Source organism: Peribacillus sp. Hz7 (assembly GCF_042136355.1).
Classification (GTDB): Bacteria; Bacillota; Bacilli; order Bacillales; family DSM-1321; genus Peribacillus; species Peribacillus asahii_A.
In genome coordinates this window covers 358,806-385,797 of record NZ_JBHHJV010000002.1, presented here as the reverse complement: position 1 = coordinate 385,797, position 26,992 = coordinate 358,806, and the positions used below count along the sequence as shown (strand labels likewise).

The 26,992-nt window shown below is 38.5% G+C and carries 23 protein-coding genes and 1 pseudogene; 17 read left to right on the top strand and 7 right to left on the bottom strand.

All coding sequences use genetic code 11. The annotated features are described in order from the left end of the window. The 7 genes from scpA to ACE199_RS05460 all read left to right on the top strand — a co-directional run bounded on the left by scpA (position 1) and on the right by ACE199_RS05460 (position 7,740). Positions 1-2,193, top strand: a complete 2,193-nt coding sequence (gene scpA, locus ACE199_RS05490) for a methylmalonyl-CoA mutase (RefSeq protein WP_127761271.1) — start codon at positions 1-3, stop codon at positions 2,191-2,193. After that, the gene (gene meaB, locus ACE199_RS05485) at positions 2,193-3,320 is read left to right on the top strand and encodes a methylmalonyl Co-A mutase-associated GTPase MeaB (protein ID WP_127761270.1); all 1,128 of its coding nucleotides are present in this window, start codon (positions 2,193-2,195) and stop codon (positions 3,318-3,320) included. The genes scpA and meaB overlap by 1 nt, the downstream gene beginning before the upstream one ends. A gap of 198 nt (positions 3,321-3,518) precedes the next feature. Further along, complete coding sequence (locus tag ACE199_RS05480) at positions 3,519-3,956, top strand: BrxA/BrxB family bacilliredoxin (protein ID WP_127761269.1); 438 nt, start codon at positions 3,519-3,521, stop codon at positions 3,954-3,956. A 273-nt stretch (positions 3,957-4,229) separates the two neighbouring features. Beyond that, positions 4,230-5,033, top strand: coding sequence for a transporter substrate-binding domain-containing protein (locus ACE199_RS05475; RefSeq protein WP_375348894.1), 804 nt, complete (start codon positions 4,230-4,232; stop codon positions 5,031-5,033). A 177-nt stretch (positions 5,034-5,210) separates the two neighbouring features. Beyond that, the gene (locus ACE199_RS05470) at positions 5,211-5,879 is read left to right on the top strand and encodes an amino acid ABC transporter permease (RefSeq protein ID WP_286676279.1); all 669 of its coding nucleotides are present in this window, start codon (positions 5,211-5,213) and stop codon (positions 5,877-5,879) included. Then, a complete protein-coding gene (locus tag ACE199_RS05465) occupies positions 5,872-6,594 on the top strand; it encodes an amino acid ABC transporter ATP-binding protein (protein ID WP_375348893.1) in 723 nt (240 codons plus the stop codon). Before ACE199_RS05470 ends, ACE199_RS05465 begins: the two co-directional genes overlap by 8 nt. Before the next feature lie 174 nt (positions 6,595-6,768). Continuing rightward, positions 6,769-7,740, top strand: a complete 972-nt coding sequence (locus tag ACE199_RS05460) for an aromatic acid exporter family protein (RefSeq protein WP_127761266.1) — start codon at positions 6,769-6,771, stop codon at positions 7,738-7,740. A gap of 173 nt (positions 7,741-7,913) precedes the next feature. Here ACE199_RS05460 and prli42 read toward each other — a convergent pair whose 3' ends face one another. Beyond that, complete coding sequence (gene prli42, locus ACE199_RS05455; RefSeq protein WP_164853271.1) at positions 7,914-8,009, bottom strand: stressosome-associated protein Prli42; 96 nt, start codon at positions 8,007-8,009, stop codon at positions 7,914-7,916. A gap of 177 nt (positions 8,010-8,186) precedes the next feature. On the opposite strand from prli42, the gene mce reads away from it, so the two are divergent. The 5 genes from mce to ACE199_RS05430 all read left to right on the top strand — a co-directional run bounded on the left by mce (position 8,187) and on the right by ACE199_RS05430 (position 13,575). After that, positions 8,187-8,591, top strand: a complete 405-nt coding sequence (gene mce / locus ACE199_RS05450) for a methylmalonyl-CoA epimerase (RefSeq protein ID WP_119115441.1) — start codon at positions 8,187-8,189, stop codon at positions 8,589-8,591. A gap of 15 nt (positions 8,592-8,606) precedes the next feature. Then, positions 8,607-10,157: an acyl-CoA carboxylase subunit beta gene (locus ACE199_RS05445; protein WP_127761265.1), complete on the top strand. Its 1,551-nt coding sequence runs from the start codon at positions 8,607-8,609 to the stop codon at positions 10,155-10,157. Positions 10,158-10,291: 134 nt separating this feature from the next. Beyond that, on the top strand, positions 10,292-11,413 hold the full coding sequence (locus tag ACE199_RS05440; RefSeq protein ID WP_375348892.1) for a tripeptidase T: 1,122 nt from the start codon (positions 10,292-10,294) through the stop codon (positions 11,411-11,413). A 328-nt stretch (positions 11,414-11,741) separates the two neighbouring features. Beyond that, on the top strand, positions 11,742-13,154 hold the full coding sequence (gndA, locus tag ACE199_RS05435; protein ID WP_375348891.1) for an NADP-dependent phosphogluconate dehydrogenase: 1,413 nt from the start codon (positions 11,742-11,744) through the stop codon (positions 13,152-13,154). 259 nt (positions 13,155-13,413) lie between these two features. Next, complete coding sequence (locus ACE199_RS05430; RefSeq protein ID WP_375348890.1) at positions 13,414-13,575, top strand: hypothetical protein; 162 nt, start codon at positions 13,414-13,416, stop codon at positions 13,573-13,575. Between the two features lie 34 nt (positions 13,576-13,609). On the opposite strand, the gene zwf is transcribed toward ACE199_RS05430, so the two are convergent. Then, entirely contained in the window at positions 13,610-15,082 is a 1,473-nt protein-coding gene (gene zwf, locus ACE199_RS05425) for a glucose-6-phosphate dehydrogenase (protein WP_375348973.1), read from the bottom strand. Between the two features lie 290 nt (positions 15,083-15,372). Here zwf and rnz point away from each other — a divergent pair, with 290 nt between their 5' ends. Further along, the gene (gene rnz / locus ACE199_RS05420) at positions 15,373-16,305 is read left to right on the top strand and encodes a ribonuclease Z (protein ID WP_375348889.1); all 933 of its coding nucleotides are present in this window, start codon (positions 15,373-15,375) and stop codon (positions 16,303-16,305) included. A 22-nt stretch (positions 16,306-16,327) separates the two neighbouring features. After that, positions 16,328-17,146, top strand: a complete 819-nt coding sequence (locus ACE199_RS05415) for a squalene/phytoene synthase family protein (protein WP_375348888.1) — start codon at positions 16,328-16,330, stop codon at positions 17,144-17,146. 41 nt (positions 17,147-17,187) lie between these two features. On the opposite strand, the gene ACE199_RS05410 is transcribed toward ACE199_RS05415, so the two are convergent. From ACE199_RS05410 to ACE199_RS05400, 3 genes are all read right to left on the bottom strand, one after another. Next, positions 17,188-18,993, bottom strand: coding sequence for a carbon starvation CstA family protein (locus ACE199_RS05410; RefSeq protein ID WP_375348887.1), 1,806 nt, complete (start codon positions 18,991-18,993; stop codon positions 17,188-17,190). Between the two features lie 217 nt (positions 18,994-19,210). Next, entirely contained in the window at positions 19,211-19,948 is a 738-nt protein-coding gene (locus ACE199_RS05405) for a LytR/AlgR family response regulator transcription factor (RefSeq protein ID WP_375348886.1), read from the bottom strand. After that, positions 19,923-21,710: a LytS/YhcK type 5TM receptor domain-containing protein gene (locus ACE199_RS05400; RefSeq protein WP_375348885.1), complete on the bottom strand. Its 1,788-nt coding sequence runs from the start codon at positions 21,708-21,710 to the stop codon at positions 19,923-19,925. Before ACE199_RS05400 ends, ACE199_RS05405 begins: the two co-directional genes overlap by 26 nt. Before the next feature lie 249 nt (positions 21,711-21,959). Between ACE199_RS05400 and ACE199_RS05395 the strand changes: the two genes are divergently transcribed. From ACE199_RS05395 to ACE199_RS05385, 3 genes are all read left to right on the top strand, one after another. Beyond that, positions 21,960-22,958, top strand: a complete 999-nt coding sequence (locus ACE199_RS05395) for an ABC transporter substrate-binding protein (protein ID WP_375348884.1) — start codon at positions 21,960-21,962, stop codon at positions 22,956-22,958. A gap of 93 nt (positions 22,959-23,051) precedes the next feature. After that, entirely contained in the window at positions 23,052-24,050 is a 999-nt protein-coding gene (locus ACE199_RS05390; RefSeq protein WP_375348883.1) for an ABC transporter permease, read from the top strand. Position 24,051: 1 nt separating this feature from the next. After that, positions 24,052-24,846: an ABC transporter ATP-binding protein gene (locus ACE199_RS05385; protein ID WP_375348882.1), complete on the top strand. Its 795-nt coding sequence runs from the start codon at positions 24,052-24,054 to the stop codon at positions 24,844-24,846. Positions 24,847-24,998: 152 nt separating this feature from the next. On the opposite strand, the pseudogene ACE199_RS05380 reads toward ACE199_RS05385, so the two are convergent. Both ACE199_RS05380 and namA read right to left on the bottom strand, forming a co-directional pair. Next, positions 24,999-25,484 (bottom strand): annotated as a pseudogene (locus ACE199_RS05380) (MerR family transcriptional regulator); the annotation flags it as partial. A gap of 280 nt (positions 25,485-25,764) precedes the next feature. Further along, positions 25,765-26,778: an NADPH dehydrogenase NamA gene (namA, locus tag ACE199_RS05375; RefSeq protein WP_375348881.1), complete on the bottom strand. Its 1,014-nt coding sequence runs from the start codon at positions 26,776-26,778 to the stop codon at positions 25,765-25,767. Positions 26,779-26,992: the final 214 nt, after the last annotated feature.

Here is a 26,992-nt window from a genome sequence, read left to right as displayed (position 1 = left end):
ATGACAAAACCTAATTTTTCAAAAATCAATCCAGCAAAAGCTTCTGCACAAGGGTCAGTAGAAACTTGGAAGAAACAAGCAGAAGCGGCAGTTGGTCAAAATATCGATAACCTTTTATTTGAAACAAATGAACAAATTAAGGTGAAATCACTTTACGTTCAAGAGGATAATCAAAACTTAGAGCATATGGACAGCGTACCTGGAATCGCTCCATTTACACGTGGACCATATCCTTCGATGTATGTAAATCGTCCTTGGACAGTTCGTCAATATGCTGGATTCTCAACAGCTGAAGAGTCTAATGCGTTTTATCGTCGTAACTTAGCAATGGGACAAAAAGGTCTTTCTGTTGCGTTCGACTTAGCGACACACCGCGGTTATGATTCAGATCATCCACGAGTAGTCGGTGACGTTGGGAAAGCTGGCGTAGCGATTGACTCGATTCTTGATATGAAAATCTTGTTTGATGGTATTCCACTCGATAAAATGTCTGTATCGATGACAATGAATGGTGCCGTGTTGCCGATTCTTGCTTTTTATATTGTAACAGCCGAAGAACAAGGGGTTACACAAGATAAACTGTCTGGTACGATTCAAAATGATATTTTAAAAGAATATATGGTACGTAATACGTATATTTATCCACCAGAAATGTCTATGAAGATCATTGCAGATATTTTTGAATATACGTCAAAATATATGCCTAAATTCAACAGTATCTCTATCTCAGGTTACCACTTGCAAGAAGCGGGAGCACCAGCTGATATCGAGCTTGCCTACACGTTAGCAGATGGTCTTGAATATGCGCGTACAGGTATGAAAGCGGGCATTGATATTGATAAATTTGCTCCACGTCTTTCTTTCTTCTGGGCAATCGGTATGAACTACTACATGGAAGTAGCGAAAATGAGAGCAGGTCGTTTCATTTGGGCTAAATTGATGAAACAGTTCGATCCAAAGAACGATAAAGCTTTAGCGTTAAGAACTCACTCACAAACATCTGGATGGAGCTTAACAGAGCAAGATCCGTTTAACAACGTTGTTCGTACATTAATCGAGGCGCATGCTTCAGCGCTTGGTCATACACAATCCTTGCATACCAACGCATTGGATGAAGCCATCGCTCTACCAACAGACTTCTCGGCTCGTATTGCACGTAATACGCAGCTTTACCTACAAGAAGAAACAAACATTACAAAGGTTATTGATCCTTGGGCTGGTTCTTACTATGTAGAAGCATTAACAAACGAGCTAATTGATAGAGCGTGGGCTTTAATTGAAGAAATTGAAGATTTAGGCGGAATGGCTAAAGCGATTGAAACAGGCATTCCAAAAATGAGAATTGAAGAAGCTGCTGCAAAACGTCAAGCGAAAATCGATTCTCAAGAAGAAACAATTGTTGGTGTGAATAAATACCGCTTGAAAAAAGAAGATCCAATTGAAATTTTGGATATTGATAACACAGCGGTTCGTGAAAGCCAACTCAACCGCTTAGCTGAATTGCGTGCAAACCGCGACCAAGCACAAGTAGATGCGGCATTGAAAGCTTTAACAGAAGCAGCTAAAACAGGTGAAGGAAACTTACTTGAGCTTGCTGTTCAAGCAGCTCGCGTTCGCGCTTCTCTTGGTGAAATTTCAGATGCGATTGAAGAAGTTGCAGGCCGTCATAAAGCAACAATTCGCTCTATCAGCGGTGTATACAGCGAGGCATATTCTAAAGAAGATGAAATTCAAGAAGTTATTCAAATGACGGAAGAGTTCCTTGAACAAGAAGGTCGTCGTCCTCGTCTATTAATGGCGAAAATGGGGCAAGATGGTCACGATCGTGGAGCGAAAGTAGTCAGCACAGGCTTTGCCGATTTAGGATATGACGTTGATATCGGACCTCTATTCCAAACGCCGGAAGAAACAGCGCTTCAAGCGGTGGAAAATGACGTTCACGTTGTTGGTATGAGTTCACTTGCTGCCGGTCATAAAACGTTATTGCCACAGCTTGCAGCTGAATTGAAAAAATTAGGCCGTGAAGATATCGTCATTATCGTTGGTGGTGTTATCCCGGCTCAAGACTATGATTACTTGTTAGCGAATGGAGCTTCTGCCATTTTCGGACCGGGTACGGTTATTCCGCAAGCAGCTAAAAAAGTGCTCCAAGAAGTATATAAACGTCTAGGATACGAGGAAGTAGTAAACTAATGAGCGAAGATAAAAAACCGGAATGGGTTGACCCAAATAATCCCGAAGGTTTTAATTCTTCAATCATGAAAGGGGTCGAGTTAGCTGCCGACCACAATCAAGCGTCGAAAAACCGTTTTGTTAAAAAACAAAGGGAATCCATTTCGATACCGGATATTAAAGCAGGTATTCTCAAAGGAGAACGTGCGAAACTTGCAAAAGGAATTACTCTAATTGAAAGTAACGCAGCGCATCATTTTGAGCTGGCTCAAGAGCTATTGCAATCTATTTTGCCGCACACGGGGAAATCTTTACGAATCGGGATTTCCGGTGTGCCGGGGGCTGGGAAAAGTACGTTTATTGAAGCCTTTGGAACTTATTTATGCAGCTTAGGTCATAAAGTAGCTGTACTTGCTGTCGATCCAAGCTCATCTGTAAATGGCGGCAGTATTCTAGGAGATAAAACAAGAATGGAAGAGCTGGCGAGAAATCCTCGCGCTTTCATTCGCCCTTCTCCATCTGAAGGAACTTTAGGTGGGGTTCATCGGAAAACGCGTGAAACAATGCTTCTTTGTGAGGCAGCTGGTTTCGATGTTATCCTTATTGAAACAGTTGGGGTTGGACAAAGTGAAGCGATTGTTCGTGGGATGGTTGACTTTTTCATGATGCTTGCACTAACTGGAGCAGGTGATGAGCTGCAAGGGATGAAAAAGGGAATTATGGAATTGGTTGATGGCATCGTTGTGAATAAAGCAGATGGAGATAATCTTCCACGTGCTATCAAAACGCGATCGGAGTACAGCCGAATTCTTCATTTCTTACAGCCTGTAACAAAAGGCTGGATGTCTAAAGCTCTGACATGCTCTGCCGTTACAGGTAAAGGCATTGATGATGTTTGGAATATGTTGCAGGAGTTTTCTGAAACAACGAAGCAATCAGGAGTATTTGAAGATCGAAGAAGAATGCAATCGAGAGAGTGGTTCCATTCCTTAATTAATAGTCAACTTCATCAACTGTTTTATAAGAATAGTACGATTAAGCAATTGTTGCCTGTCCTTGAAAATCAAATCATGGCAGGGGATCAAACGATTACAAAAGCCGTTCAAGAAGTATTTCAAACGTTTTTAGACACTTTCGAAAAGAAATAAGGGAAGGGGACTCTACAGCTGATGGGAGTCCCTTTTTCTTTGTCAAATCAGAAAGTATTTTAATATATTGTAGTGGACTGACTGCCAGCATGTGCAGGGGGCAACGAAGGCGCTTTTGCTTTTCTTAAGTAAATTAATTGAATCGATGAAAATCAATTGTTATGATAGAGGAGAAACGAATATGGAAGGGGTATGGAGATGGGAATGGATTTTAATTTTTTAATGAATGATGTGGTAAAAACAGCACGTGATGAGATTGCGAAAGCTGGATATACAGAATTAAAAACAACAGAAGAAGTAAACGAGGCGTTAGCACAAAAGGGAACGACACTTGTTATGGTAAACTCCGTTTGTGGCTGTGCAGGTGGAATTGCTCGTCCTGCTGCGGCATATGCGATGCACCATGATAAACGCCCTGATCAATTTGTCACTGTCTTTGCGGGTCAAGATAAAGAGGCTACGGCACGCGCTCGTGAATATTTTGAAGGATATCCGCCATCATCGCCATCATTTGCCCTATTGAAAGACGGGAAAATTTTAAAGATGGTAGAACGTCATGAAATTGAAGGACATCATCCAATGTCTGTTGTTGAAAAGCTTCAATCGTATTTTGATGAATATTGTGAGGAAGTATAAGATCCGTTTTTACGGATCTTTTTGTTTTGTATAGTTTTCTTTAAAATGAAGGACACTATAGCTACATTATCAGCTCTTTCAATATTGTCCTATAGCAATTAACTGAAAATTTTTAACTATAAATTAATTTACCAATATATTGCATCATCATGAAAGTGTGTTAAAATACATGGGAGTGTATGAATATTAACAGAATGATTATTTGAACAGCGCACAATTACACTTTGACACATACTAACATAATAAGAAAAAAGTTATAGGAGGAAAATAACTATGCAGTGGAAAAAGCATTTTATGTTACTAGTTACTTCTATCTTATTGGTAGGTATTTTAGCAGCATGCGGGAATTCCGAAAAAGATGAAGCCAAAACGGGTGAGAGCGAAGAGAAAAAAGTGTTAAAGCTAGGAACATCAGCAGATTATGCACCATTTGAATTTGTAGATACAGCAAAGAGCGATGAAATTATTGGATTAGATATTGATATCGTTAATGCAATTGCAGACAAGCTTGGCTATGAGGTTCAAGCTCAAGATATTGATTTCAATAGTTTACCTACAGCACTTGAAAATGGCACGGTTGATCTTGTTGCTTCAGCGATGAATGCTACGGAAGAACGTAAGAAAACGTTAGATTTCAGCGATAATTATTATTCAGCTGCTAACATGATTGTGACAACAAAAGATAGCAATATTAAAACAGTGGAAGATTTAAAAGGTAAGACAGTGGGTGTTCAATTAGCATCTGTACAAGAAGAGCTTGCAACTAAATTAAATAAAGACGGCATTACTATGACGATTGAAAAACGCAATCGTGTGAATGAAATTGTACAAGAATTAATGGTAGGTCGTGTCGATGCAGCTATTATTGAAGATGAAGTAGCAAAAGGACACTTAGCTAATAATGAAACATTAGTAGCACATACGATTAAAACAGATGAAGAAGCAGAAGGTTATGCAATCGCTTTTCCAAAAAACAGTGATTTAACAGAGAAGTTTAATGCTGAATTGAAAAAAATGAAAGAAAGCGGCGAACTCGATGAGTTAATTGCTAAATGGATGAAGAGCGAAACTAAATAATATACAGAGAGAAAAACGTTCAGAATGGGATTATAACCCTCTGAACGTTTTTCCGCGCTTATGATAAAGCCGTGTTAAAAAGATTGTTGGTTTTACATGTCATGAGCCAAAAATCAACAGATTATAGCATATAGCCTATGATGAATGAATCAAAAGAGCTAATATGTTTTGGAGAGGATGAATAGGTTGAATCTAGATTTTGAAAGGATTATACCGTCGATTCCTTACATTTTGGAAGGAATACCGACGACACTGCAAGTCGTCTCGGTCGCAGCGGTTATTGGATTTATATTAGGGATTGTATTGTCTATTTTGAAAATTAGTAAAATCAAACCATTAAATTGGTTTGCTGATTTTTATACATCGATTTTTCGGGGAACACCGCTCGTTCTTCAATTGATGTTAATTTATTTTGGATCGCCACAAATATTAGGTATCCAAATTGAAGCGTATGAAGCAGCTTTTTTAGCATTTGGGTTAAACTCGGCTGCTTACATTTCGGAGATTATTCGTGGGGGAATTCAAGCAGTTGATAAAGGGCAGAGAGAAGCTGCTCTTGCACTTGGAGTTCCTGAATCTCAAATGATGCTCAATATCATTTTACCTCAAGCAATTAAAAATATTTTACCAGCACTTATGAATGAATTAATTTCATTAACAAAAGAATCAGCTGTTGTAACGATTATCGGTCTTGCGGATATCATGCGTCGCGCGTATATTGTTGGGGGAGAAACGTATAAATTTTTCGAGCCGATTCTTGTAGCTGGATTAGTTTATTATGTCATGGTTATGATTTTAACGCTTCTTGGTAAGTTGCTCGAAAGGAGAATGAGACGCAGTGATTAAGATTGAAGATTTGCATAAAAGTTACGGCAAGCTTGAAGTGTTAAAAGGGATTAGTACAGAAGTGAAGCAAGGTGAGGTCGTAGCCATTATCGGTCCGTCTGGATCTGGGAAATCGACTTTCTTACGCTGTATCAATATGCTTGAAGCGCCTACAAGCGGACATATTTGGTTTAAAGATCAAGACATTATGAATAAAAAGACGAATATTATGAAGGTCCGTGAAAACGTTGGGATGGTGTTTCAGCATTTTTATCTCTTTCCTCATAAGACGGTGCTGCAAAATTTAACGTATGCTCCGATGAAGGTAAAGAAAATGTCAAAAGAAGCAGCGGAGAAGCAGGGACGTGAGCTGTTACAAAAGGTTGGCTTGGCTGATAAGGAAGCAGTTTATCCAAATCGTCTTTCTGGCGGACAAAAACAGCGTGTCGCTATTGCACGAGCGTTAGCCATGAACCCGGAAGTGATTTTATTTGATGAACCGACGTCAGCATTAGACCCGGAGATGGTCAAAGAAGTACTAGCTGTTATGAAGTCGCTTGCTGACTCAGGAATGACAATGCTGATTGTGACACATGAGATGGGGTTTGCCCGTGAAGTAGCAGATCGCGTGCTCTTTTTAGATGGAGGGTTGCTAGTTGAAGATTCAGCACCAACTGAATTTTTCTCCCAGCCAAAAAGCAAACGTGCGCAAGAATTCCTGGAAAAAGTTCTATAGTTTTGTAAAAAAAGGTGATGAATGTATCACCTTTTTTTATTTTTGTAAAAAAAAGGATAAATATGTTGTAAGTTAATAAAAAATTTAGTATTTTCCTAAATAAAGGACTATAAAATTGTCGAATTTGCTGATAGTATTATAATAGAAGTAAAGAAATCCAGGTGATACATAACAATGTTTAAAATCGGTTATCGAACGATTAAAACGGCATTAGGTGCTACTTTAGCGATTGTTCTTGCCCAATTATTAAATCTGGATCATTTTCCTTCTGCTGGTATCATTACGATACTATGTATTCAAGTGACACAGAAGAAGTCTTTAAAAGCCTCTGCATCACGTTTTCTCGCTTGTTTACTAGCAATGGGCTATTCAACCTTATTGTTTGAGTTAGTTGCCTACAACCCATTTACAATAGGATTAATTCTTTTGATGTTTATTCCGACTACGGTGGCATTAAAGGTGAATGAAGGCATTGTCACAAGCAGTGTAATCATTCTTCATCTCTATTCGTCAAATGGTATCACGCTAGACTTGCTCATCAATGAAACCATTTTAATTGCTGTAGGAATTGGAGTTGCGCTAGTCATGAATATATATATGCCTAGTGTCGAAAAAGACTTGAAATCTTATCAGCGAAAAGTTGAAGCGAACTTTAGCGCGATTTTAATGGAAATTGTGAAGTATGTGCGTGATAATGACTACACTTGGAATGGGAAAGAACTGACAGAAACGTCGAAATGGTTAGCAGAAGCGAAAAGCTTAGCTTTTCGAGATGTAGAAAATCATTTCTTACGAGAAGAGGATTATTACTATCGATATTTTGATATGCGCGAGAAGCAATTCGAAATTATCGAGCGAATTTTACCTCTTGTCACGAACATACCAAGTATTGTGAAGCAAAGTGATATCCTTGCCAACTTTATTCAAGAGTTAGCAGAAAACGTTCATCCGCAAAACACAGCTAGCTTTTATTTGCGGAAGCTGGATGGGATGGAACAAGGGTTTAAAGAGATGCAACTTCCTGTCACACGTGAAGAATTTGAATCGAGGGCGGCATTACTTCAGCTTATGAAGGAAATGGAGAGATATTTATTGCTCAAACATTCCTTTAATGGTAGAAAAGCTGGAATGAAAAACGGCGGCTAGCTTAAACTAAGCAAAAAGAGAAAGGTCATGATTCTTCCTTTATTGCTTAGCTTAACGCTCCGACCGGATTCTTCTTTAAAGATTTTTAAACATTAGCAAAACAAATATAGAGCCATTCGATGAAACAAGAAAATAGAAAAGAGCGAAGCCGTTTGACTTCACTCTTGTTAGCATTACATTAAGAAGGCTATACCTGATAGTAATGTTGTTAACAACATCGAGATTAGCATTAAGTATACGATGATTTTTCTTATTTTTTTATTTTTCATATAGTGCTCTCCTCAATTTCAAATGAATGTGTTTAGCTTTATTGTAACGTGAACAATAATCGGAAACAAGGCTAAATACTTGTCTGAGCAATCTTGAAAAGTTAGAGGGTTTTGTTGGAAAATGTAGAACTATGTTATGTTTCGTTTACTAATTGTACAATCATGGAGGGTTAGGTAATGATTAAGAATATCGATCATATTGGTATTGCCGTTCGTTCACTCGAAGAAGCTTTACCACTTTATACAGAAACATTAAAGTTAGAGCTTGAAGGCATTGAAACAGTAGAAAGCCAAGGAGTTAAAGTAGCATTTATCCTTGCAGGAAATACTCGCCTAGAGTTATTGGAAGCGTTGTCACCTGAAAGCCCAATTGCTAAATTCATCGAAAAACGTGGAGAAGGCGTTCATCATGTGGCTTTAGGTGTGGATAACATCGAAGACCGCATTCAACAAATTAAAGAAGCTGGTCTACGTATGATTGACGAGACATCTCGATTGGGTGCCCATCATGCAAAGGTAGCATTCATTCATCCGAAGTCTACAGCGAGTATTTTATATGAATTAACAGAAAGACCTGAATAAGAGGAGGAGCCCATAATGAAAGACATCTACGAAACAATTAATGATTTATACGACAGACGCCGTGAGGTTGAGCTTGGTGGCGGTGACGAACGAATTGAAAAGCAGCACGCTAAAGGAAAGTTAACAGCTCGTGAAAGAATTGAGCTATTGCTTGATGAAGGTACATTTGTTGAATTAAATCCATTTATTCAACACCGCAGTACAAACTTCGGTTTAGATAAAGCAAAAGGACCTGGAGATGGTGTTGTAACAGGATACGGTAAAGTAAATGGACGCGATGTGTACTTATTCTCACAAGATTTCACGGTATTCGGTGGGGCGCTTGGGGAAATGCATGCTCTGAAAATTGCCAATGTTATGGATTTAGCTGCAAAAAATGGGGCACCGTTTATCGGGTTAAACGATTCAGGCGGCGCGCGTATCCAAGAAGGGGTTGTATCTCTTGATGGATACGGACAAATTTTCTATCGTAACTCAATCTATTCTGGTGTAATTCCACAAATCTCTGTTATTATGGGGCCTTGTGCAGGGGGAGCAGTTTATTCTCCAGCGATTACGGACTTCATTTTCATGGTTGAGAAGACGAGCCAAATGTTCATTACTGGACCAAAAGTTATCGAAACAGTTACAGGAGAAAAAATTACGTCTGAAGGCTTAGGTGGCGCAACTGTACATAATACGATCAGTGGTAACGCTCACTTTAAAGCACCAACTGATGAAGAAGTATTAAAAGATGTACGTAAATTATTAAGCTACTTACCGCAAAATAATACAGAGAAACCACCTGTATTAGAAGCAGACAACAATGATGATTACCGTGCGGATTTAACAGATATCGTTCCATTTGAAGGTATCCGTCCTTACGATATTCGTAAAGTTGTTGAGCAAGTTGTGGATGAAGGGTCATTCATGGAAGTACAAGAAGGATTTGCGAAAAACATTGTTATCGGTTTAGCTCGTATTAAAGGTCAATCAGTTGGTCTTGTATGTAATCAACCGAAAGTATTAGCTGGTGGACTGGATATCGATTCTTCTGATAAAGCATCTCGTTTCATTCGATTCTGTGATTCATTTAATATTCCAATTATCACATTCGAAGACGTTTCTGGTTTCTTCCCAGGCGTTAAGCAAGAGCATGGTGGAATCATCCGTCATGGTGCGAAAATGCTGTATGCATATTCTGAAGCAACTGTACCAAAGCTTACAATCATTCTTCGTAAAGCATATGGTGGTGCTTATGTTGCACTTAACAGTAAGTCAATCGGTGCAGACCTTACATTTGCATGGCCAAATGCTGAGATTGCGGTTATGGGATCTGCTGGTGCGGCTAACATTATTTTTGCTCGTGAAATTGCAAACAGTGAAGATCCAGAAGCAACACGTGCAGAAAAAGTTGAAGAATACCGTGAGAAGTTTGCGAACCCATACGTTGCAGCAAGCTTAGGAATGGTGGATGACGTTATTGATCCTCGTGAAACACGAATCAAAATCATCCAATCTCTTGAAATGCTACGCAATAAAAAAGAAGATCGTCCTTGGAAGAAACACGGAAACATTCCATTGTAATACACGATTTCTTCATAGAAGCTCAAGGCATAATGACCTTGGGCTTTTTTGGTTTAGCTTTGTTTCACAATATTTGCCGGTTTATTTTCTAAGAAGTATACTAAGGTAGGATAACTTTTTTGGAGGGTATAAAGATGATTAATGAAAATCGTTTAGTAGAAGAATTTTTTGAATTGGTTCAAATTGATTCGGAAACAAAAAATGAAGCAGCGATTGCCAAAGTATTAAAAGAAAAATTTACAGAGCTTGGTTTAGATGTATTTGAGGATGATACAACAGCAATCACAGGTCACGGTGCAGGTAATTTAATTTGTACCCTTCCAGCTACAAAAGAAGGTGTAGATACGATTTATTTTACATCTCATATGGATACGGTTGTACCAGGGAACGGTATTAAACCATCGATTCAAGACGGATATATTGTGTCAGATGGTACGACAATATTAGGAGCAGATGATAAAGCGGGACTTGCAGTGATGCTAGAGGTGCTAAAAGTTATTAAAGAGCAAAAGATTGCTCACGGAAAAATAGAATTTGTTATTACAGTGGGCGAGGAATCTGGTTTAGTCGGTGCAAAAGCGTTAGATCGTTCATTAGTGACAGCGAAATATGGTTATGCACTAGACAGTGATGGAAAAGTTGGGAATATTATTGTCGCAGCGCCAACACAAGCAAAGTTCGAAGCAAAAGTATATGGAAAAACGGCTCATGCAGGTGTTGCTCCTGAAAAAGGAGTTTCAGCGATTACAATTGCGGCTAAAGCCATTTCTAGAACGCCTTTAGGTCGAATCGATTCTGAAACAACAGCGAATATCGGTCGTTTCCAAGGTGGACAACAAACGAATATTGTATGTGATTACGTTGAGATATTAGCAGAAGCTCGCTCACTTGTACCAGAAAAAATGGAAGCGCAAGTTCAAAAAATGAAGGAGGCTTTCCAAACAGCGGCTGCAGAAATGGGCGGGCGTGCTGAGATCGATGTAACGGTCATGTACCCTGGCTTTAAATATAGCGAAGGTGATCATGTTGTAGAAGTAGCCAGACAAGCAGCAGAGAAGATTAATCGACCATGTGAATTACAACAAAGCGGCGGTGGCAGCGATGCCAATGTAATTGCTGGATTTGGTATTCCAACAGTTAACTTAGCTGTCGGTTATGAAGAAATTCATACAACAAACGAAAAAATTCCAGTGGAAGAATTAACGAAGCTTGCTGAAATGGTGTTGGGAATTATCGAAGTTGTTACGGGAGAATAATCTGCAAAAAATTTAGAAGAGTTTTGGCCTGGGGCGTCTGTAACTATAATTGCAGACGCCTTTTTCGCTATACAAGTAGAACGAAAAATATAATAAGAAACAACCAAATTGATTGTGTAAACTTCAAAAGGAGTTGTTTTGAACTGAAATTTAATGCAATGGGGAGAATATAATTAAAATGCTTCCTTAAACAATTTTGTGGATGAACATTGTTGTATAACATGGCTATTAAAAAGATTATTGACCAGAAATTAAAACATGAAGGCTGGAACAAGGGTCAGAAAAGAACTTTTATATAGGTGAGAAACGAAAAAGAGGTGAATGCTGTATGGCAAAGAAACAGATTGGTGTTATTGGTCTTGCTGTAATGGGTAAAAATCTTGTTTTTAATATAGAAAGTCGAGGCTATAGTGTCGCTGTATATAATCGTTCCCGTTCGAAAATAGAGGAAATGATGAAGGAGTTACAAGGAAAAAGTATTTTTCCAGCCTATACATTAGAAGAATTTGTTTCTTCCTTAGAGAGACCACGGAAAATTTTACTGATGGTAAAGGCAGGAAAGGCGATAGATGATACGATTTTTTCATTAAAACCTTTGCTCGAAAAAGGAGATCTTATTATTGACGGTGGCAATACTTTTTTTAAAGACACACAGAGGCGCCACCAAGAGTTAAAGGAGTCGGGCATTCATTTTATCGGGACAGGTGTCTCTGGCGGGGAGGAAGGAGCCTTAACAGGACCAGCTATTATGCCGGGGGGAGAGCAGGAAGCTTATGAATTGGTAGCACCGATTTTTCAAGCCATTTCGGCCAAAGTAGCAGGAGAGGCTTGCTGTACATATATTGGTCCGGATGGAGCCGGACATTATGTGAAAATGGTCCATAACGGCATTGAATACGGAGATATGCAGTTAATTGCAGAGTCTTATTTTTTATTAAAACATGTACTCAATCTGTCAACTAAGGAACTTCATAGAGTATTTTTCGATTGGAATAAAGGGGAGCTTGATAGTTATTTAATGGAAATAACAGCTAATATTTTAAAAAAATACGACAGCGAGACAGGTAAACCTCTTGTTGATGTTATTTTAGATCAAGCGGGTCAAAAAGGAACAGGCAAATGGACAAGCCAAAATGCATTAGATTTAGGTGTACCATTGTCTATTATTACAGAATCTGTTTTTGCTCGCTATATGTCAGCGTTGAAGAATGAGCGTATGGTGGCAAGTGAGCAATTACAAGGACCGGAATGCGTAGCGTATATTGAAGATAAACAGGCATTTATTGAAAAGATTCGTCAAGCCTTGTATATGAGTAAAATTATTTCATATGCTCAAGGCTTTGCTCAAATGAAGGCGGCTTCAGAGGAATACGACTGGAATCTGCAATATGGAGATATTGCGATGATTTTTCGTGGCGGCTGCATTATTCGTGCGCAATTTTTACAAAAAATTAAGGAAGCGTATGATCGAAATCCGAGTTTGAACAATTTGCTGTTCGATTCTTATTTTCAAGGAATTGCAGCAACCTATCAAATGGCTCTGCGTGAAGTGATTGCAACAGCAGTCATGAAAGGAATTCCAGTTCCATGTTTCTCAGCGGCACTTGCTTATTATGATAGTTATCGTACAAAAATACTGCCAGCTAATTTAATTCAGGCGCAACGCGATTACTTTGGTGCCCATACGTATCAACGGGTTGATCAAGAAGGACTATTTCATACGGAATGGATAGAGAAATAGAGTGAGGCTTCTGTAAGTGGGGGAGATTCGTCCTCCACTTCGCTTTTTTGTCTTCGTACAAGTTTGAGACCGGGATTTCACTATTCGTTAAATATGGATTAATCTGTTTTTGGTAAATTCTTAAGACATTTTTTATAGTAAGCAAGCATATAGTTATAGGAAATTAGTTTCATTACTTTTTTTACCAAAATAGTGTATAATTAATGAAAATAATATTCTGAATTATTAGATAAAAAGAAGTGGGGGGGAGGATAGCATAATGTTTATTGTTTGGCTTGTTCTATCCGTATTTATCTCTTTGATCGTAATAGAGACATCTGTTTCACTCTGGATTAATTCAGGTACAAGGCAAGAGAAGGCAGAAAACAAGTTATTCTTCAAAAATATTCAATTGAAGTTTTTAAAAAAGAAAGCTGTATAAATAAAACGAGGATGCTACAGTCTAGCATCCTTGTTTAGTGCTCTTGGTCTTCTTGCTCGATTTTTTCTATAGGCCACCAAATATGTCCGTCATGAGCTAATAAAGCATCAGCTGTTGGTGGACCAGGGGAACCAGCCGGATAATTCGGGAAGCTTTCATCCTTTGTCTTTTTCCAGACTTCAGAAATCGTATCAATAAATTTCCATGATAAAGCGACTTCATCCCAATGCGTAAAGTTTGTTGTATCTCCACGCATGCTATCTAATAATAGTTTCTCGTAAGCTTCTGGTGTATTAATATGATTGGTACCTTCATTTGCTATTTGTAATCTGACGGATTTTGTTTCTGTTGTCGTGCCCGATTTTTTAACATTTAGTAATAGGGTAATGCCTTCTTTCGGTTGAATATGGATGACTAGTAAGTTTGGTGTCAACTTTTGTTCTGCCTGATAGTATAGATTCATTGGCATATCTTTAAATTGGACAACAATCTTCGTTGATTTACGATCCATCCTTTTTCCTGTTTGAATGTAGAATGGCACCCCAACCCAGCGGAAGTTGTCAATCATAAGCTTACCTGCTACATATGTTTCAGTATTGGAGTCGATGCTCACATTTGCTTCTTCTCGATAAGCAGATACAGTCTCGCCATGGATTATACCTTGCGCATATTGGCCGCGAACAAAATAGGTGTTCACCTCTTCTTTACTCATAGGTCGTAATGAACGGAGTAATCGAACTTTTTCACTGCGAATTTCTTCTGGTGTTAAGGAAATGGGCGGCTCCATAGCAAGCAGGGCGACCATTTGCATCATATGGTTCTGAACCATGTCGCGCAGTGCTCCATTGTTTTCGTAATAGCGACCTCGTTCTTCCACACCTAGCGTTTCGCTGGATGTAATTTGAATATTAGAAATGTAGCGGTTATTCCATAGCGGTTCAAATAAGGCATTAGAGAAGCGAATCACTTCAATATTTTGAACCATCTCTTTTCCTAGATAATGATCAATTCGATAAATTTCTTCTTCTCGAAAAACCGTACTAATTTGTTCATTTAGTGCTTTCGCTGTTTCAAAGTTTGTTCCAAATGGTTTTTCTATTACGAGGCGTTTGTAGCCTTCTATGTTCGTTAAACCTTGTGTTTTGAGTTGATTTGTAATCGTACCGAAAAACTCTGGTGCCATAGCTAAGTAGAAAATGCAATTTCCTTTCAGCTCATATTGATCGTTGACTTGGACTGCAAGCTGTTTTAATTCAATGTAAGATTGCGAACTTGTAACATCATGGCAATGGTAGTGAAAATGAGAGATAAATTCTTCCATACGATGATTGACGTTTACGAATGTCATTACAGAGTCTTTGACGTTTTCTTGAAATTGTTCGGTTGTTAATGGACGCCGCGCGACACCAATAACGGCGAAATTCTGTAGTTTATTTTTGGTATATAATTGATAGAGAGAAGGAAATAGTTTTCGTTTTGCTAGATCGCCTGTTGCTCCAAAAATCATGATTAATGCAGTAGGTTTCGTACTTTCTGACACGGTCAATACCTCAACTTTCCTTTTTCACTAGGCTATGTGATAGAACGTGGTTGATTGTTGGCTATAATGAGTTTAAAATCGTTCGATTAACAGACCTTTTTCCTGTTAGAATGTTGGAATTATGTTTTTCATTTTACGTTTAGCATTCCCTAAAAAGCAATCGTTTCGTTCGTTAAAATTATCAAGCCTTTGTATGCAGCACGTTTGCTTGCAATTATGCTATAGTTAATATAATGAGGATAATCGGAGGTAAAAAAGTGGATTTTATGTTTTTAGGAACGGGTGCTGGTATTCCGGCAAAGGCGCGTAATGTAACATCTATTGCTCTTCAACTATTAGAAGAACGAGGAACTGTATGGTTGTTTGATTGTGGAGAAGCTACTCAGCATCAAATTTTAAAAACAGCCATAAAACCTCGTAAGATTGAAAAGATTTTTATTACGCATTTACATGGAGATCATATTTTTGGCTTGCCAGGGCTGCTTGGCAGTCGTTCATTTCAAGGTGGAACGGAAAAATTAACGATTTACGGACCAAAGGGGATTGCTGATTTTGTTCGAACGAGTCTTGCTGTAAGTACGACTCATTTAAAGTATCCGCTGGAGATTATTGAAATTGAAGAAGGAATGATATTTAAGGACGAGCAATTTACCGTTTATGCGCTACCGCTTGATCATGGTATTTATTGTGTAGGCTACCGCATTGTTGAACAGGATCGTCCAGGCAGTTTACTTGTCGATAAATTAAAGAGAGAAGGCGTGAAACCTGGGCCGATTTTTAAAGCGTTGAAAAAAGGAGAGCGTGTTCAATTAGAGGATGGTCGTTTACTAGACGGGAACGATTATTTAGGAGAAGCACAAAAAGGGAGAATTATTACGATTCTTGGAGATACGAGAATGTGTGAAAATGCAGTTCGTTTAGCCGTTGATGCGGATTACGTTATTCATGAATCGACCTTTGCAGCGGATGAAGAAGAGATGGCTAAAGCTTATTTTCATTCGACGACGGTACAAGCTGCTCAAGTAGCGAAAACAGCGGCAGCCAAACATCTTATTTTGACACATATTAGTTCGCGCTACACGGCAAATGAAGTGGAACAGCTCCGTCAAGAAAGCGCAGCTATTTTCCCAAATACAGTTGTCGCAGAGGATTTTTTACAAGTGAAGATCCCTCTATATATGGAGAAATAGAGTATAAAAGGAGTGAAGAGATATGATGGAACAAAACCTATTACATAAAAAAGCGATGGATTTTTTATTAACAACGAGTCGGACTTTTTTTATTCCGATTAGTCATTTACCATCTGGATTACAAGAAGCAATTGGTTCAGCTTATTTGTGCATGCGTGCCATTGATGAAATTGAAGATGATTCGAAGCTTCCTGCTGATACGAAAATTTTTCTATTACAATCTGTCGCTAAATTGCTACAAGAAGGTCACAGCGCAGCAAGAATCGAATCCCTTTTTACTCCATTTAAAAAAGATTTACCTGAGGTGACATTGCTTTTGTCGGATTGGATTGCATATTGTCCACCGGGTGCGTTAGATAAGGTGTTAGAGTCTACCATAGAAATGGCTGAAGGAATGGCGAAATGGGTTGCGAAAAATTGGACAATCGAAACGGAATCCGATTTAGATGATTATACGTATTATGTTGCTGGTTTAGTCGGTGTAATGCTCTCAGATATTTGGAAATGGTATGATGGGACAGAGACGAATCGTGAACAAGCAATTGCTTTTGGCCGCGGATTGCAAACGGTTAATATTTTACGTAATCGTGATGAAGATGCGGAGCGTGGCGTTCAGTTTTTCCCAAAAGGATGGGGGTTCGCTGAGATGCTTGCTCATACAGAGAAAAATTTAGCAATGGCAGAAAAATATTGCCAAACGATTCAAACGAAGGATATTGTACATTTTTGTAAAATTCCTTTAGAATTAGCGAAAGCCACATTAGTCGCTTTAAAAAAAGGAAAAGAGAAGATTAATCGAGTGGAAGTAACGGAGATTGTAAAGCATGTTATCGATCAGTAAATCAAAAACCCGAAAAGCTGTTGCAGCTTTCCGGGTTTTTATTATGCTATTTCTTTTTTTGATTGTTCTACTAAAATATGCTGAGGTATTTTACAAAGCTCAATCCATTTTTTAATAGATGTAAGGAGAATAATCACTCCAAGAACAAGCATCGTGATGGATAATGTACCGTTTAATACACTAAAACCTGGACTTTCTGCATTCCAGTATACATTTTTAATCATCCAATATCCTGCTACATTGACCGTTACATATAAGTAAGCCAGTGGGACTAGACAAGTTAGCATATACCAACGTTTGTCTGCAATTTTTAAAATAACGGTTGCTCCAACGATTAGGCCAATGGAAGCCATTAATTGGTTGGATACACCAAATAGTGCCCAGATAGAACTGATGTCACCTGAATATAAGAGGTATCCCCAAATGAAACATGCTAGCGCACTAGCGAATATATTCGAAAATAATGACTCTGTATTTTTTAAAGGTTTATAAAAATCACCGAAGAAATCTTGAATAAGATAACGAGCTACACGAGTTCCTGAATCAATGGCCGTTAAGATAAAGACTGCTTCAAATAAAATAACGAATTGGAAGAAATATGACGCTAATTTTTCGAAAATTGGTATTTCGGTAAAAATATAAGTCATTCCAACGGCAAGTGTTACAGCACCGCCTGTTCTTCCTTCAAGATCCATGCCGATTTCATCGCTTAACTCATCTAAATGTACCGTTTCTATTCCGAGTGTTGCAAATTTTTCAGGAGCGGAGTTGATAGCGAAATAGTCTCCTGGCTGTAATGATACTGCAGCAATTAAAGCCATAATGGCTACTAAACATTCAACAAGCATGGCACCGAACGCAACGCCTTTAATATCACTCCAGCGATTAATCATTTTAGGAGTTGTTCCAGAACCAACGAATGCATGGAATCCTGAGATTGCTCCACAAGCAATGGTAATGGAGATAAATGGCCAAACCGGACCAGCAACGATTGGACCGCCGCCGTTAATAAAGTCTGTCAACGCTGGAAACTGAACAGATGGGTTTACATAGAATACCCCGATAATTAAAGCGACGAAAACCCCGATTTTCATAAATGTACTTAAATAGTCACGTGGAGCAAGCAATAACCAGACAGGCAAGGCCGCTGCGAAAAATGCGTAGATTGGTAAAAGAATAGCAATTGTACTTGCTTCAAGTGTTAATAGATTACCAAGTGCTGTGCCTTGAAGATTTGGTCCGAAAAGAATTGCTGCGATAATTAGACCAAACCCAACGATTGTCGCGGCTTTTAGATTGCCAGTCTTTTTATGATAGAGACCAACACCCATTGCGATTGGAATTGTAATACCGACAACAAATGTACCCCATGGGTTGTTTTCTAGTGCATGTAATATAACTAAAGACAGTCCCGCCATTGTAATGGTAATAATAAACAACATCGCAAGGCCTGTACAAAATCCTGCTACAGGACCAAGTTCTTCTTTAGCTACTTCAGATAGTGACTTTCCGTCTCGACGCATAGAAGCAAATAGAACAACCATATCGTGAACTGCCCCACCAATGACTGCCCCAATTAGCAACCAAAGCAAACCGGGTAAATACCCGAACTGTGCTGCTAAAATCGGTCCAACCAATGGACCTGCAGCTGCAATTGCCGCGAAATGATGACCAAACGTTACCCATTTATTAGTTGGTACATAATCTTTACCATCTTCTAGTTTATGAGAAGGAGTAGGTTTAGAATCATCTAGCTTTAATACTTTAGCTGCCATAAATGTACCGTATAAGCGGTAGACAATTAATAATATACAAATGGAACCAATGACTATAGAAACCGCATTCATTTTTATGACCTCCACATTTCTGTTGTAGTACAGTAATCATACTAAATGAAAGTGTAAGCAGGTGGCTTTTTCAGTTGAAATACCAAAAAACAGTGTTTAATTACAGAAAATGCGGAGTGAGATACAATTAAATAAACTGAAAATTTAGTGTTCTTCTAGTTTTAACATTTTAGCTATATTGTTATATAACGCTTTTGAACAACAAAAGAATACCAGTTCAGAATTGTAATAGCTGCTTTAGTTCCTTTATGTAGGTTCGACTAACAGGAACGTTAGAACCGTCATTCATAATGAGGTTGTAGGTTGAGTTAAACCAAGGTTGTATTTCAGAAATGTAATGGATGTTGACGATATAGCTGCGATGTACGCGCATAAATGAACTATCCTGTAGTTTTTTCTCTAACGCAACAAGCGCTTCGCTTACTTTAAATATGTTATCCTTTGTTTTAATCATACATTTTCCTTCACTTGATTCAACAAATAGAATAGATGCAGCATCAAGTAATATGATTCGCTCTTCTACAAGGATAGCTATTTTGCCTGTTTTATTGATTGGAACGTTAGAAGAAGGCTGGACGTCTTGTTCACCTATTTTCTGCAGTTTTGTAATTTTGTCTAACATTTGATACATACGCTGTTCATCGAACGGTTTTAATAAATAATCGAGTGCGTTTAGTTCAAAAGCTTCGAGCGCATATTCGTCATACGCTGTTGCAAATACGATAGCAGGAGTCTTTTTCAAAGCATGAAGCTGTTTTGCTAACTGCAATCCATTATCTTCAGCTAATTCAATATCGAGAAAAACAAGATCGGGTTCTTGGACAGGGATGTCTGCCATCGCTTTCTCTAAACAATCTGCTTCTCCTACAATTTCTACTTGTTTGCTGCAAATGAGCAAGTACTTTAATTCATCTCGTGCTAACGGTTCATCATCTACTATGTATGCTCGTAACATGTTGTTCAAAAACTCCTTTACTATGAAGAGGAATAGAAATGATAATTTTCGTACCTACATTTAGTTCACTCTGAATAGTTAATTGTGCTTGCCCGTTATAAATACCCATTAAACGTTCGTAAATATTAAATAAAGCTGTACCCGTTCCCTTTTTAGAGCTGACGGTTCGGTGACCAAGTTCTCTTCTTCTTTCTTCTTCGATTCCTTTTCCATTATCTTGGACGATAATGTGTATCATTTCGTTTTGTGAAGAAATATCTATTAAGATAGTTCCTTTATTATGATCTTTTCGGATAAAAGCATGGTTAATTGCATTTTCAACTAAGGGCTGTAAAGTAAATGGTGGAATTAACACTTGATTAAGCCCTGGCTCTATATGGAGAGAGAGGTGATAAACATCCGGAAATCTGGCTTGCTCTAACGATAAATAGGCTTTTACATGTTCGATTTCCTTTTCTAATGGAATCATCATTTGCCTAGCTCCTTGTAAATTACTGCGAAAGAATGAACTAAGCTCAATTAATAGCTTTCTTGCTTTTTCTACATCTGTTCGGCATAGTACTGAAATGGTGTTGATGCTATTAAACAAAAAATGTGGATGAATTTGCGCTTGCAATGCTTTAATTTCTGCGTCTTTTAATAATTTTGTTTGCTGTTCGGCCTCTGCCAGTTCTAGTTGGGTAGAAAATAAGTTAGCAAGACCTTCTGCTAATTCTTTGTGTACTTTATCTAATTTAGCAGGGTCGGTAAAGTACATTTTTAAAGTACCTACGGTTTTATTTTGTACTTTTAAAGGTAGAACAATTGCTGCCTGCAAGGGGCAATCCTTTTGAAAACAATAAATTTCTTCTTTTACTTGTGCAATAGCAACCCTTCCGCTTTCCAATACTTCTTTCGTCAATCCTGTAGCAAGCTCCATGTTTAGAATATGATGATCAGCGCCTGCGCCAACATGAGATAAAATTTGACGGTCATCTGTAATCGCTACAGCATCTGCATCAGTCAGTTGCAACATAATCTCTGAAATTTGTTGACAGGAACTTGGATTGAGTCCTTGGCGAAAATAAGGTAATGTTTGATCGGCAATATGAAAGGCTTGATTTGTTTGATTAGCGCGTGCTCGTTCTTCATCCCTCATCATTGATTGAATAATGAGCATAAAAAGCAATGTTCCAAAACCATTAACAAGAATCATTGGTATACTAATTATTTCAACTAGTTTTGCTGCTTGTTCAAATGGTTTGGCGACGATTACAATAATGAGCATTTGTACAGCTTCTAAAATCATGCCAATTTTGACGGCATAGAGGGGAGTGATTTTTTTGCCACCCTTCCGTCGTTTCTTTCCGTAATAACCAGCTACAACCCCGGCTAAAAGGGTAGAGATTGCACAGGCAACAGCGGTAAAACCTCCTAATGTTAGGCGGTGAACTCCTGCAAGCAAACCGGCACCAATTCCGACTACTGGACCACCTATTAGACCGCCAATGACTACCCCCATTACTCTCGTATTGGCAATCGCATTATCGGGATTAACCTCAGTAATCCAATCTACTCTATGGATTGTATCGTGGTGAATCTCTATACCTGTATAATTACTAATTACTCCGAATGTTCCAAAAAGGACAATGAGCCATATTCGTTCTTTTATGTTGTGTTCACCGTGAACAATATGGCGAAAGGACTTCATCTGTGAAAGTAAAAAAGCCACAATGACAATAATTCCTACTTTTTCTAACATTAATGATACTAAATTGAACATGGCAATCCATCCTTATATGCAGCATTGAATTTATCTTATACTAGAAATAGGAAATTTGTCGAATACTCGTCATGAAAGTCTGAATTTTTTCTGAATTTTAACTTTCCTAATATATAGAAAATTTTAAAAAGAAGAAAAATATATTGAAATAATTGCGTGGAAGCGCTTATAATTTAATACATAAAAGCAAAAACGTATAACATTACTTAATTGAAGAAATTTTCATTATCGAAAAAGAGGGGGAGAAACATGAAGAAGAAATTATATTCAGCTGCAGCAATTACACTTGTAACGAGTGCGTTATTAGCTGGCTGTGGCAGCGATTCAAGCAGTGAAGATACAAAGAAAGGGGACAGCGGCGAAAAAACATATCAAGTTGGTGTTACACAAATTGTGCAGCATCCTTCTTTAGATGAAGCGACGAAAGGGTTCCAAGATGCTTTAAAAGAAAGCAAGCTGAATGTAGAGTTTGATGTTCAAAACGCACAAAATGATCAAAATAATAATCAAAAAATTGCGAATAACTTTGTCGGTGATAAAGTTGATTTAATTTTTGCTAACTCGACTCCAAGTGCATTAGGTGCTAAAAATGCAACAAGCGATATTCCAATTGTGTTTACATCTGTAACAGATCCAATTGAAACGAAACTTGTGACCTCTTTGGAAAAGCCAGGTGAAAATGTGACAGGAACAACAGATTCTCATCCTGATGCGATTGCGAATACGGTGAAATTTATTGCAGAAGAACTTGGAGCTAAAACGATTGGAACAGTCTATAACTCTGGTGAGAAAAACTCAGTCCTACAAGTAGAAAATATGAAGGCTGAAGCGGAAAAATTAGGAGTGAAGGTGGCTGAAGCTTCTGTTTCTACGTCTGCAGATGTAAAACGAGCAACGGAATCTTTAATTGGCAAAGCAGATGCATTCTATATTGTGACAGATAACACGGTTGTTTCAGCATTAGAATCAGTTGTAGGTGTAGCGCATGATAAAGATATTCCATTATTCGTAGGAGAGTTAGATTCGGTAGAACGCGGCGGGTTTGCTGCTTACGGTTTCAGCTATTATGATATCGGTTTTGAAGCTGGAGAAAAAGCTGTGGAAATTCTGAAAGATGGTAAAAATCCAGGAGACATTCCAGTTAGCTATCCACAAAATCTAAAACTTGTAATCAATGAAACAGCTGCCAAAGAAATGGGCGTTGAAATTAAAGAAGAATGGAAGAAAGAAGCGGAGTTTGTGAAGTAAGTTCGTTCTTGTTTCTTATCTATTTCTAGTCTAGGGTCCCTTACATTTTGATCTTGGGACCCTTTTATTTTCATTTTAGGAAGGAAGAAAAATATGTTTACAGCCCTATTCAATTCATTTGAATCTGGAATGATTTACGCCATTATGGCACTCGGTGTTTACTTAACGTTCAGGATTCTTGATTTTCCTGATTTGACAGTAGAAGGAAGCTTCGTTACGGGCGCTTCTGTAGCAGCGATTATGATTGTAAATGGCTATTCGCCAATTGTTTCCACATTAGCAGCATTAGGAGCTGGTTTTATCGCCGGTATAATAACTGGTTTGCTGCACACAAAAGGGAAAGTAAATCCGCTTTTAGCAGGGATTTTGGTTATGATTGCTCTTTATTCGATTAACCTGCGAATTATGGGTACTTCGAATATCTCGTTACTTTCACAAACGACTCTATTAACGAATATTCAAGATGCATGGGCAAAAACAGGCATAGATGATGTATTAAATGGTTTATTAACGGCAGTTGGTTTAGGAGACAGTTTACCAAAAACATGGTCTATTTTACTGATGATGTTATTATTTACGATTCTTATTCAAATAGGAATGTCTTTATTCTTGAAAACAGAAATTGGTTTAGCGATTCGTGCAACCGGTGACAATGAAGCGATGGTAAAAAGCTTCTCTGCTCACACTGGGAATATGAAGGTGCTTGGTTTGGCCGTTAGTAATGCGCTTGTAGCGTTTTCAGGTGCTCTTGTTGCTCAATATAACGGTTTTAGTGATATCGGAATGGGAATTGGGATGATCGTTATCGGTCTTGCTTCTGTTATTATTGGTGAAGCTATTTTTGGTGCGAAAACGATTGTTAGAGCAACGCTTGCTGTAATTGGTGGTTCGCTTATTTATAACCTTGTTGTCACGTTAGCTTTGCGTGTAGACTTCTTGCAAACAGGTGATGTGAAATTAATTACCGCTCTTATTGTAATTATTGCGCTCGTTCTACCGCTTATTACGGAAAAACGGAAAGTGAAAGCGCGTAAGAAGAAACGTCTGATGGAATTGCAACTTCGTCATCAATCATTGAAGGAGGGGAAATAAGATGCTTCATCTGAATGGAATTTATAAGGTATTTAATGAAGGAACACCAGATGAGAAGCTCGCTCTGCAAAACCTTCAACTTCAATTAAAAAAAGGTGAATTTGTTACGGTGATTGGGAGTAACGGTGCGGGGAAATCGACGTTAATGAATATGGTATCTGGAAAAATTCTTCCCGATGCGGGAGAAGTTCTTATTGATGGTCAAAATGTGTCCGGGATTGAAGAACATAACCGCGCTAAAATGATTGGTCGTGTGTTCCAAGATCCGATGGCTGGGACAGCCCCGCATATGACGATTGAAGAGAATATGGCCATTGCGTACGGTCGAACCAATCGCCGTGGTTTCCGCTTTGGCGTAACGAATCAACGAAAAGCATTTTTTAAAGAAAGTTTAGAAACGCTTCATTTAGGGTTAGAAAATCGAATGACAGCGAAGGTTGGTTTACTATCCGGAGGGGAGCGTCAAGCGCTATCCCTGCTTATGGCCACCTTTACTGGACCGAAAATCTTGCTTCTTGATGAACATACAGCAGCACTTGATCCTTCACGTGCAGAGCTTGTGACACAATTAACGAAGGAAATTGTCGATCAAAGCAAATTGACGACATTAATGGTCACACACAATATGCAGCAAGCGATTGATTTGGGTGACTCCTTAATTATGATGGACAAAGGACAAATTATTTTTGAAGCAAGAGGAGAAGAAAAACAGGCGTTAACTGTTGAAAAATTATTGAATGAATTCCAACGTATTAAAGGTGAAAAAATGAATAATGACCGAGCAGTTTTAGCCTAATCATATAAAAAAGTGCCTATTCCTTGAGAGTAGGCACTTTTTGTTTCACACTTAACGGGCAGTAAGACTCCCACCTAAAGCTTATGAGGAAGCAAAGAAGATAGGTGGGAGATGAAGAAAATCCCCGCTGATGCAAGTTTCACTGTATATAATTAGTTTGTTTGTGCTTCTTTTTTGGAGGAGCGAAAAAGAGTGCTGAAAAATGGCTTTTTCTTTGATTTTTCTGTTGAAGCTGCTTCGTCGAAGGCAAGGAAGCAGTCGGCTTGTGAGGCTACTTCTAGTTTGGTTTGGAGCGTTTCGATTTGTTGAGTTAGCTCGCAAACAACGCTTTGTAACTCTTCAATCTCGTTTCGGTGTTGTAAGATTTGATAGGAGACGACATCATCTGCTTTTGTTGATAATTTCCGTTCAAGATGTTCAATTCTCTCTACTAGCTTGTCATACATTTTACTTTCATCTTTAGGTGGTTTGTTTGCTGCTTTTGCCTTTCGTACTTTTTTTTCATGGATTTTGATGTTTTGCAGAGGGGTACCATTTTTCAGTTGTTCCTGAACCTGCTGGAGTAAAGCTACATCTTCTTCTGAAAATCGATAATGCTTAAGGGGAGTTCGTTCAATCTCTAGGCTTAATTGTGTGATCCAACGAAGAACGGTTTTAGGAGAAACACCTAATAATTTGGACACTTCATTTGTATTCATAGTATTCTCCTCCTCATTAATATTTACAGGCCGCTATAGTTAATAAGAAGAATTCTAGCTTTGATAGTTAATTCCTTTCAGGGTGACAAAACTAGTATTCTTTCGCTAAAGAAAGTGGTTTTTCGAGGAGTTTTATTGAGACAGAGCAAAATCCCGCTGTATGATGGGATTTTGCTTTTGAGTAGTTGTTTCACTATGAATTCGTCGTAAATAATCTTCTTTACCAGCCGCGCTTGTATGGCGTAGGTGCTTCTATTTCATAGCGAAGTTCTTTTGCCGCGTTTCTTGGCCAATAAGGGTCGCGTAACAGTTCACGACCGATAAAAATAAGATCGGCGCGCTCGTTTTGTAAAATTTCTTCCGCTTGGATGCCAGTTGTAATTAAACCAACTGCTCCTGCAGCAATAGAGGCTCCGTATTTAATCGTTTCACTGAACGGTACTTGGTAGCCTGGATAGACAGGAATAGACGCGGGCACAACAGCTCCAGAACTTACATCAATTAAGTCGACTCCATCTTCCTTCATCCATTTACTTATTTCGATATACTGCTCTGCTGTCATGCCGCCTTCTTGATAATCATGAGCAGAAATACGTACAAATAGTGGACCTTCCCATACTTGTTTTACTGCAGCGATGACTTCTTTAACGATTTTATAACGATTTTCGCTAGAGCCGCCGTATTCATCATTTCGTTTGTTGCTTAGCGGTGAGAGAAATTCGTTTAGTAAGTAACCATGAGCGGCATGTAGTTCAATGACATCAAATCCTGCTTTTTTTGCTCGTGCTGCTGCTTGTTGAAAGGAGAGGATTGTTTTTTCAATATCAGCTTGTGTCATTTCTTGGGGCTGTTTATAAGTCTCATTAAAAGCAATGGGTGACGGTGCGTAGATGTTGCCTGGTACTGTTGCTTTTCGACCTGCGTGAGCGAGTTGAATGCCTGTTTTTGCTCTTTGCTCTTTCATCATCGATACGAGCTGTGACAGTCCAGGGAGTTGTTCATCATTCCAAATGCCTAAGTCATTAACGGAAATCCGACCTTGAGGATTAACCGCTGTTGCTTCTAGAATAATTAAACCTGCACCGCCAACTGCTCGGCTTGTATAATGCGTTAAATGCCAGTTTTTAACGCGGCCATCTTCCTGACTAGAATACATACACATCGGTGCCATAACAATTCGATTTTTAAGAGTTACACCTTTGATAGTATAAGTAGAAAAAAGCTTAGCATTCATGTTAATCCCACTCCTTATTTCCTTAAATATGAAATTTAGTATAGCAATTTAAAAAATAATTAGCTAAACATTCGATTTATCCCACACTTAACGGGCAGTAAGACCCCCACCTCAAGCTTAGGAGGAGTCAAAGAAGATAGGTGGGGACAACTGCCCGTAAAGGTCCGATTGGTTCAACTAACCATCAGTGGGGGATGAAGGAACCCCCCACTGA

What these genes read in the sequence shown, in the direction of transcription:
- scpA (WP_127761271.1), top strand. Translation starts at nt 1, where the DNA reads ATGACAAAACCTAATTTTTCAAAAATCAATCCAGCAAAAGCTTCTGCA.
- meaB (WP_127761270.1), top strand. Translation starts at nt 2,193, where the DNA reads ATGAGCGAAGATAAAAAACCGGAATGGGTTGACCCAAATAATCCCGAA.
- ACE199_RS05480 (WP_127761269.1), top strand. Translation starts at nt 3,519, where the DNA reads ATGGGAATGGATTTTAATTTTTTAATGAATGATGTGGTAAAAACAGCA.
- ACE199_RS05475 (WP_375348894.1), top strand. Translation starts at nt 4,230, where the DNA reads ATGCAGTGGAAAAAGCATTTTATGTTACTAGTTACTTCTATCTTATTG.
- ACE199_RS05470 (WP_286676279.1), top strand. Translation starts at nt 5,211, where the DNA reads ATGAATAGGTTGAATCTAGATTTTGAAAGGATTATACCGTCGATTCCT.
- ACE199_RS05460 (WP_127761266.1), top strand. Translation starts at nt 6,769, where the DNA reads ATGTTTAAAATCGGTTATCGAACGATTAAAACGGCATTAGGTGCTACT.
- prli42 (WP_164853271.1), bottom strand. Translation starts at nt 8,009, where the DNA reads ATGAAAAATAAAAAAATAAGAAAAATCATCGTATACTTAATGCTAATC.
- mce (WP_119115441.1), top strand. Translation starts at nt 8,187, where the DNA reads ATGATTAAGAATATCGATCATATTGGTATTGCCGTTCGTTCACTCGAA.
- ACE199_RS05445 (WP_127761265.1), top strand. Translation starts at nt 8,607, where the DNA reads ATGAAAGACATCTACGAAACAATTAATGATTTATACGACAGACGCCGT.
- ACE199_RS05440 (WP_375348892.1), top strand. Translation starts at nt 10,292, where the DNA reads ATGATTAATGAAAATCGTTTAGTAGAAGAATTTTTTGAATTGGTTCAA.
- gndA (WP_375348891.1), top strand. Translation starts at nt 11,742, where the DNA reads ATGGCAAAGAAACAGATTGGTGTTATTGGTCTTGCTGTAATGGGTAAA.
- ACE199_RS05430 (WP_375348890.1), top strand. Translation starts at nt 13,414, where the DNA reads ATGTTTATTGTTTGGCTTGTTCTATCCGTATTTATCTCTTTGATCGTA.
- zwf (WP_375348973.1), bottom strand. Translation starts at nt 15,082, where the DNA reads ATGATTTTTGGAGCAACAGGCGATCTAGCAAAACGAAAACTATTTCCT.
- ACE199_RS05415 (WP_375348888.1), top strand. Translation starts at nt 16,328, where the DNA reads ATGATGGAACAAAACCTATTACATAAAAAAGCGATGGATTTTTTATTA.
- ACE199_RS05410 (WP_375348887.1), bottom strand. Translation starts at nt 18,993, where the DNA reads ATGAATGCGGTTTCTATAGTCATTGGTTCCATTTGTATATTATTAATT.
- ACE199_RS05405 (WP_375348886.1), bottom strand. Translation starts at nt 19,948, where the DNA reads ATGTTACGAGCATACATAGTAGATGATGAACCGTTAGCACGAGATGAA.
- ACE199_RS05400 (WP_375348885.1), bottom strand. Translation starts at nt 21,710, where the DNA reads ATGTTCAATTTAGTATCATTAATGTTAGAAAAAGTAGGAATTATTGTC.
- ACE199_RS05395 (WP_375348884.1), top strand. Translation starts at nt 21,960, where the DNA reads ATGAAGAAGAAATTATATTCAGCTGCAGCAATTACACTTGTAACGAGT.
- ACE199_RS05390 (WP_375348883.1), top strand. Translation starts at nt 23,052, where the DNA reads ATGTTTACAGCCCTATTCAATTCATTTGAATCTGGAATGATTTACGCC.
- ACE199_RS05385 (WP_375348882.1), top strand. Translation starts at nt 24,052, where the DNA reads ATGCTTCATCTGAATGGAATTTATAAGGTATTTAATGAAGGAACACCA.
- namA (WP_375348881.1), bottom strand. Translation starts at nt 26,778, where the DNA reads ATGAATGCTAAGCTTTTTTCTACTTATACTATCAAAGGTGTAACTCTT.